Source organism: Butyrivibrio sp., assembly GCF_024699075.1.
This window is the reverse complement of record NZ_JAILQF010000436.1, coordinates 1-5,285: the sequence shown is the minus strand read 5'-3', so window position 1 is coordinate 5,285 and position 5,285 is coordinate 1. Positions and strand designations below refer to the sequence as shown.

Below are 5,285 nucleotides of genomic sequence, written 5' to 3'. Positions count from 1 at the left end.
TCAATTTATGAAGACTCATCTATATACAAGAAGACGTTTGATGATGCAGATGTTAACATCTGTCCTTATAGCGAAGTAGAAAAGCGTCTTGAAGAGCGAAGAGAAGAAATTGGATTATCTGAAGATGTCATGGGATAAGTTAAAAGAGTAGGATTACTTAACTGCTTCTTCGGTATATATCGAAGAAGCAGTTAAGTAATATACAGAAAAAGATATATTTGGCATAAAAAGAGGATCAACAATTAAGTCTGATTCAGGAGTGACAGAAAATCAACAGAGTGGTGCTCCAGAGTATGAGTATAAGAAATATTATGTTTCTTATAAACTGGGTCCTAATGGTCGTCATATTGAAGAAAGTCCAGGATATTATATTATTGATCAGCAAGAAGCATCTGGAGATGAAGCATATAAGTATATAGATGGATATTCTGAACAATAAATATACTATTAGTATATCAATCAAACTATATAGAAAGGTATAAGATGAAAAAGAGATTAATTATTCTGGGGATTTTTAATATTTTAGTTGTTCTCATAGTTTTCCTTGCTATATATGGAAGAAAAGAAATAGCAACTATACATAATCCAGAAAACCATGATTATTATATTAAGGCATATCAAATAGGGTATATCCGTACTACATATTATCGATGCGTATGTATTTTGTATGGACCAAACGGAGAAATATCAAGAGAATATTTTGATGCAATGTCGACTGATCAGATTGAGCCAAGATATATGAAAGAGGATATTAGCATTGATATTATTTGGATGGACGATTATGTTTCTGTAAGTTCAACGGAGCGAGGGTCTGTTGGATCGACACGTAAATTCTATATTGATGGACGGATTATAATAGAACCTTGCGATTGGGATGTGGACTGGTGATATCAAAATAGATACATCGATTAATAGGTTGGCTTGGAGGTCTTTTATGAATAAAAGAGTGACTAATGTTTTTTTAACAAGTCTTTGCTTAGCGATAATAGTTGGATGTGGTAATGATAATAAGGAATCGCAGATATCGTCCAGTCTGTCATCATCAGACGCAGCAATAGATACATCTTCAAATACTCAAATCATAACATCTTCTAATGAAGATAAAACAACTGAGAACACCAAAATAGAAGTTCCTGAAGGAATGTATTTAAGCGAACTTACAGGGGAGCCAATTGATGATTCTCTTAAAGATCAACGTCCAATTGCTGTTATGATTGACAATGAATACGATTCCCTTCCTCATTATGGGACAACAGAGGCGGATATAGTTTATGAACTTATAAACAGTACAAACCAAGACAGAATTACTCGTCTTATGTGTATTATTAAAGATTGGGGAGATATTCAGAAACTTGGAAATATTAGAAGTGCTCAGCCTACTAATATTATGCTTGCTGCAGAATATAATGCTGTTCTATGTCATGAAGATGGACCATGGTACAACGAGTTTTATTATCAGCTGTATTCTTCAGATCATTTCTCTGGGGTGTTTTCTCATGTAGATACCAGTAATCGTCTACTATATGAAACATTTATATTAGCTGGAGATCTTGATAAGGCATTTTCAGATTCAAATATAACACCAACTTATAGTGATACATATTATGAAAGTGGTGATAAATTATGCTTTACCGATTATGGAACAGTTGTTGATCTTGAAGGGCAGGTATCTGCCGTAACAGAAGTTGCACTTCCGTTTTATCATAACAGTTCGATGTTAAAATACAACGAAGCGACTGAGAAGTATGAGTATTATGAATATGGAAGTATCTATCAAGATGCTGAATATAGTAATTCACTTGCTTTTGATAATGTGATACTGCAGAACACAAGAATATATAATATAGATGATAACGGATACTTGGAATACGACTTTAATTCAAGTTTAGAAGTATGCAATTATTATCTTACCAGGGGGAAGTGTATTCCTATTTACTGGAAAAGTGATAATAATAGTATTGTTCATTATTATACTGACGCTGATTTTACCAAGGAACTTGAGATGAATACAGGAAAGACATATATAGCACTGGTTCCAAGTGATACTTGGGATGAGGTTAGTCTTAATAATTGAAATATGTAATTACGGGGAATAGAAACAGTAATTCCTCCTATGCAGACATATGCTTAGCGCTATAGATGCTTAGGAGGAATGATTTTTCAAAACATTCAGTTTTTAGTGATGAATAAGAAGTTTTATTCGGAGGAACTATGAAAAGAGTCAGATGGGATCTTGACCAGCTTAAGGAAGTGCAAAAACAACAGGAAATAGCAATGACTTCCACAGAGCAGGTAATAAATAAGGCACGGAATGATCTGAATTCCATGACAGAAGAAGTCTGGGAAGGCGAAGACGGGGATATAGCAAGAGAACTTCTTGGATATCTTGTCTATAAAGAAATGCCCCAGACATGGAAAGAGATAGATGCAATAAATATAGCCATAAAGAAAGCTCAGAAGACAGCTTATGAATCCAAGAATTTTTATAGGATGGTGTGAAATGAAAAAGATTTTTGTTGGCATTGGTATTCTTGCAGTAATTATCATTGTAATGATCTTAAGCTTTTTTCTTAAATATGGAAAAAGAGAAGTGGTGACCCAATATAACCCATCAGATAGTAGTTTTTACGTAAAGGTATATCAGACAGGTTTCTTGAGGGATTATAGATATAAATGTGTATGCATTTTATATGGTCCCGATGGAGAAATATCTAGAGAATATTTTTACGCAATGTCTACAGATGGTGGTGTTAAGACGCATATGGACTACAGTATTGAGGTTCAATGGAAAGATGAATTTGTTTCAATAAGTGTAAAAGATCCTAAAAGTGGGGGTGTTACAAGAAAATTCTATATAGACGGAAGAATAACATTGGAAGAATGTGGCTGGGATGCAGATTTTTAACGGGATTATCTTGGTGGAGGACTGGCATGAATAAAAGAGTAATGACTGCTATTACTATTGGTCTTTGTACGGTAATGATAGCTGCGTGTAATAAGGAAGAAACAAATGAACAGACATCTTCTGTCTTTACATCAGAAGTAGAAGATGAAAAAATAACGGATTCTTCTGCGTCTATATCTAACAAAGAAGATAAGATCAGTAATAATACAAAAGCAGAAATACCAGAAGGGATGTATATTAGTGAACTTACAGGTGAGCCCTTAGATGAATCGCTTGAAGATCAGCGTCCTATTGCGGTGATGATTGATAATGATAAGAAATCTTTTCCTCACTACGGAACAACTCAGGCTGATATTGTATATGAACTGATAAATACCACAACGAACGACCGATTAACGCGTCTTATGTGTATATACAAAGACTGGGGGTCCATTGAACAGATTGGTAATATCAGAACAGCACAACCAAGCAATATAGTTCTTGCTGCTGAGTTTGATGCTGTATTATGCCATGAGGGCGGCCCTTGGTTTAATGATGAATATTTCGATCAGGAAAAATTTGCAGATCATTTTACGGGAGTGTTTACTAATACTGCTGTAACAAACGATGATCTGTATACAGAGTATATCATGGCTGGAGATTTGGATAATGCATTTGCAAATTCATCAATTTCTTCAACCTACAGAGAGATTTATCCAAAAGATGATCACAAATTAAAATTTACAGATTATGGAACAATAGTAGATCTTCAGGCTTATGTTACAGATGTAACAGATGTAATAGAAATAGTGCTTCCTTTTTATCATAACGAATCAACCTTAAGATACAACGAAAATACTGAGAAATATGAGTATTATGAGTACGGAAATCTGTATCAGGACGCAGAGGGTGGCGGAATACTTGCATTTGATAATGTAATTATTCAAAATACAGATTTTCATATGTTGGATAATAACGGATATCTCGAATACTATTTTTATCAATATGATAATGACAACGGTTACTATATTACTAAAGGCCAGTGCATTCCGATTTACTGGGATAGATATAGGGATACAGATATAGTCCATTATTATGCGGATGCATCATATACACAAGAGATTCAGATTAATACAGGAAAGACATATATAGCTCTTGTCCCAAGTGATACATGGGATGAGGTTAGTCTTAATAATTAAAATTTGTAATTACGGGGATTAGAAACAGCAATTCCTCCTATGCAGACATATGGATGGTATGTAATGAAAAAAAGAATAATTGTCACTAGTATTATAGTAGTTTTTGTTATGTTTCTTTTTCTTTTGGCAGAATATGGAAGAAAAGAAATAGTGTCCGTTCATAATCCATCAAATAGTGATTATTACATTAAGATATACCAAATAGGTTATATTCCAAATGATGAATATAAGTGTTTGTGCATTCTATACGGACCTAATGGAGAAATATCTAATGAGCAGTTCAACGCTATATCAATTGAATCAGGTAATCCTAAATATATGAAAGAAGGCTATAATATTAATACTTATTGGACAGATGAGTTTGCAGCTGTGAGAGTGAGCGATTGCAACTTGGGAGAGGTTGAAAGGAAATATTACCTAGATGGAAGAATTATTCTTACCCAGCTGTATTGAGTGAAATGTATCATGGAATAATCATTAAATAATTGAAATATGTAATTACGGGGAATAGAAACAGCAAATCCTCCTATGCAGATATGTGCTTAACATTATAGACGCATAGGAGGAATGATCTTAATTCCATGACAGAGGAAGTCTGGGAAGGCGAAGACGGGGATATGGCAAGAGAACTTCTTGGAGAGCTTGTCTATAAAGAAATGCTCTAGACATGGAAAGGAAAATTAAATTGAAAAGGGGCTTTTGTAAGTTCATATTAACAGCAGTGGTAACGACAACATTTCTATCTGGATGCAATAGTGCGCAGCTAAGACTTAATTCAGATGATGATACAACAACAGAAGAATCTTCTGAAGATACTTCCGAAGACAAAGATGACGTATCGCCTGACAATTCCGCAGAAGACACATCAAAAGACGACGAATCTGATAAAACAGACGCTTCCACACAAGACACTTCTGACGATAACGCCGAAGACGATTCCCCAAAGACATCTTCAGCCCAGTCTATAGAAGAGCTGTCAGATTATGATTCAGCAGAAACAATGGAAGGTGATGAGCTCTCCGGCGCTGAACTTGAAAAGCTTGAGGAGTATCTTAACCAGGTAGATAATTATGGTTTTACTCTTGCATCATACAAAAATGCAGACCAGATTGACTGGGGAGATGTTTTGGCTTATGGAGCAGGCATTGAAAACTGCGATTATTCCCAGGAAGCAGTAGACGCTTATCTTGAAGCAAGTGATG

The 5,285-nt window shown here is 34.8% G+C and carries 7 protein-coding genes and 1 pseudogene; all 8 read left to right on the top strand.

Translation table 11 applies throughout. The features are described from left to right. The first annotated feature begins 259 nt into the window (after nucleotides 1–259). Nucleotides 260–439 carry a hypothetical protein gene (locus K6G87_RS17225; RefSeq protein WP_296840016.1) on the top strand — a complete coding sequence of 60 codons (180 nt, stop codon included), beginning with the start codon at nucleotides 260–262 and terminating at the stop codon, nucleotides 437–439. Nucleotides 440–483: 44 nt separating this feature from the next. After that, the gene (locus tag K6G87_RS17220; RefSeq protein WP_296840013.1) at nucleotides 484–888 is read left to right on the top strand and encodes a hypothetical protein; all 405 of its coding nucleotides are present in this window, start codon (nucleotides 484–486) and stop codon (nucleotides 886–888) included. A 46-nt stretch (nucleotides 889–934) separates the two neighbouring features. Continuing rightward, the gene (locus K6G87_RS17215; RefSeq protein WP_296840010.1) at nucleotides 935–2,074 is read left to right on the top strand and encodes a DUF3048 domain-containing protein; all 1,140 of its coding nucleotides are present in this window, start codon (nucleotides 935–937) and stop codon (nucleotides 2,072–2,074) included. Nucleotides 2,075–2,211: 137 nt separating this feature from the next. Continuing rightward, nucleotides 2,212–2,499, top strand: coding sequence for a hypothetical protein (locus tag K6G87_RS17210; protein WP_296840007.1), 288 nt, complete (start codon nucleotides 2,212–2,214; stop codon nucleotides 2,497–2,499). Nucleotide 2,500: 1 nt separating this feature from the next. Continuing rightward, entirely contained in the window at nucleotides 2,501–2,905 is a 405-nt protein-coding gene (locus K6G87_RS17205; protein ID WP_296840005.1) for a hypothetical protein, read from the top strand. A gap of 26 nt (nucleotides 2,906–2,931) precedes the next feature. Then, nucleotides 2,932–4,083 (top strand): DUF3048 domain-containing protein, encoded by a 1,152-nt coding sequence (locus tag K6G87_RS17200; RefSeq protein ID WP_296840003.1) that lies wholly within the window; start codon nucleotides 2,932–2,934, stop codon nucleotides 4,081–4,083. Between the two features lie 63 nt (nucleotides 4,084–4,146). After that, nucleotides 4,147–4,536, top strand: a complete 390-nt coding sequence (locus K6G87_RS17195) for a hypothetical protein (RefSeq protein WP_296840000.1) — start codon at nucleotides 4,147–4,149, stop codon at nucleotides 4,534–4,536. 214 nt (nucleotides 4,537–4,750) lie between these two features. Continuing rightward, a pseudogene (locus K6G87_RS17190) lies at nucleotides 4,751–5,285 on the top strand (hypothetical protein); the annotation flags it as partial.